3 protein-coding genes are annotated in these 1,593 nt (G+C 47.3%); all 3 read left to right on the top strand.

What is annotated here, in order from left to right; translation table 11 throughout:
* Positions 1–355 (top strand): DUF2953 domain-containing protein (locus tag DNHGIG_RS20870; RefSeq protein ID WP_282201588.1); only part of this gene is annotated, 355 nt, incomplete at its 5' end.
* Positions 328–780, top strand: a complete 453-nt coding sequence (gene ytfJ / locus DNHGIG_RS20865) for a GerW family sporulation protein (RefSeq protein WP_282201159.1) — start codon at positions 328–330, stop codon at positions 778–780. The genes DNHGIG_RS20870 and ytfJ, both read left to right, overlap by 28 nt.
* 125 nt (positions 781–905) lie before the next feature.
* The gene (locus DNHGIG_RS20860; RefSeq protein WP_282201158.1) at positions 906–1,514 is read left to right on the top strand and encodes a nucleoside recognition domain-containing protein; all 609 of its coding nucleotides are present in this window, start codon (positions 906–908) and stop codon (positions 1,512–1,514) included.
* Positions 1,515–1,593: the final 79 nt, after the last annotated feature.

Genomic DNA, 1,593 nt, shown 5'->3' with positions numbered 1-1,593 from the left:
GGAGAATATTTACGGTTATAAAACTTGGTTACGCAGGACATTAAGAATAGTTAAGGTAGAAGAGTTTCGCTGGCAGACAGAAATGGGCATAGGGGATGCGGCAGTCACAGGTACGCTTATTGGGCTCCTTTGGTCAGTAAAGGGAGCGGTCTTGTCACTCATTTCTAACTTTTTCACTCTGAACACCCAACCGCGTATCGATGTGCGTCCGCGTTTTCATGAAACGGTATTCATCACAAATGTGTCCTGTATATTTAAGTTTTGGGTTGGGCAGGCTATGTTCGCTGGTATTAGGATGGTATTTTATTGGCTTAGGGAGGGACACATATGGCGGAACATCCGATCGAAGGCTTGATGCAAACGGCCATGGAAAACCTGAAAGAAATGATAGACGTAAACACGATTATCGGGGATCCTGTTGAAACGCCCGATGGTTCCGTGATTCTTCCTATTTCAAAAGTGGGATTTGGATTTGCGGCGGGTGGCAGTGAATTCGATATGAATGCAGAAGGATTAGCAAATCACCAAGAAGGAGGAAATAAGGGCGGATGGCCATTCGGAGGCGGAGCCGGCGGGGGAGTTTCCATTACTCCAATCGGTTTTCTCGTAGTCGGTAACGGACAGATCAAGATGCTGTCGACTGAAGGGCCCACCCAACTGTACGAACGAATCATCGATATGGCCCCAGGGTTCATCGAAAAAATTCAATCGATGACCAAGAAAGATAAAATGAAGCATGATGAATGTCAAGCGAAGTCAACCAATCCACCAGTTTCATGAAGGAGCGCTCCTTGTAGGCGCTTCTTTTTTTTGGACAGGTGCATATACCTTAGATATACGTTTTTTTGGACAGGGAGTGAAACGTTTATGCTTCCCAGATTTTTGCTCTTGTAGGGGGGATGCGTATGATCAATGTGATTTGGATGGGGCTCCTTCTCATCGGTATGGCGGTGAGCGCGTGGACGGGGAAGATGGATGTGGTGACACAAGCGGTTTTTGCAGGTGCGAAAGCGGGTATCACTGTAACCATTGGACTTCTATCGTTTCTCGTATTTTGGTTAGGGATGATGAAAATCGCCGAGGAAGCAGGTCTGGTTCAGTCGCTTGCGCGTCTCTTGTGGCCCATCGTCCGGTTTCTCTTTCCGTCGGTTCCCCCTGATCATCCTGCATTGGGTTCCATACTTGCCAATATGAGTGCGAATATTCTAGGATTGGGAAATGCTGCTACGCCTCTCGGTTTAAAAGCGATGAAAGAATTGCAGGAATTGAATCCGGATAAAAAAACAGCAAGTGACGCGATGTGCACACTCCTTGCGATCAATACGGCCAATATAACCATTATCCCGGCAACGGTAATTTTTTACCGTTCTCAATTTGAATCTGCAAATCCTACGGAAATCGTAGGGGCAACGATCATTGCTACAGCATTGGGAACAGCTGTTGCCGTGATTTTGGATCGCTGGTTTCGTAAACGTGAAAGCCGAAGAGGGGGAGGTCCGGGATGGAGGTCGTAGGCATTATCTCTGCGTGGGCATTGCCAGTCGTGATCGCAGTCATTCTCGTGATCGGTTACTTTCGCAAAGTTCCCCTTTA

It is taken from the genome of Collibacillus ludicampi (genome assembly GCF_023705585.1).
GTDB lineage: Bacteria > Bacillota > Bacilli > Tumebacillales > BOQE01 > Collibacillus > Collibacillus ludicampi.
Note: the sequence above shows the minus strand (reverse complement) of the source record. Positions and strands in the feature narration are given on the sequence as shown.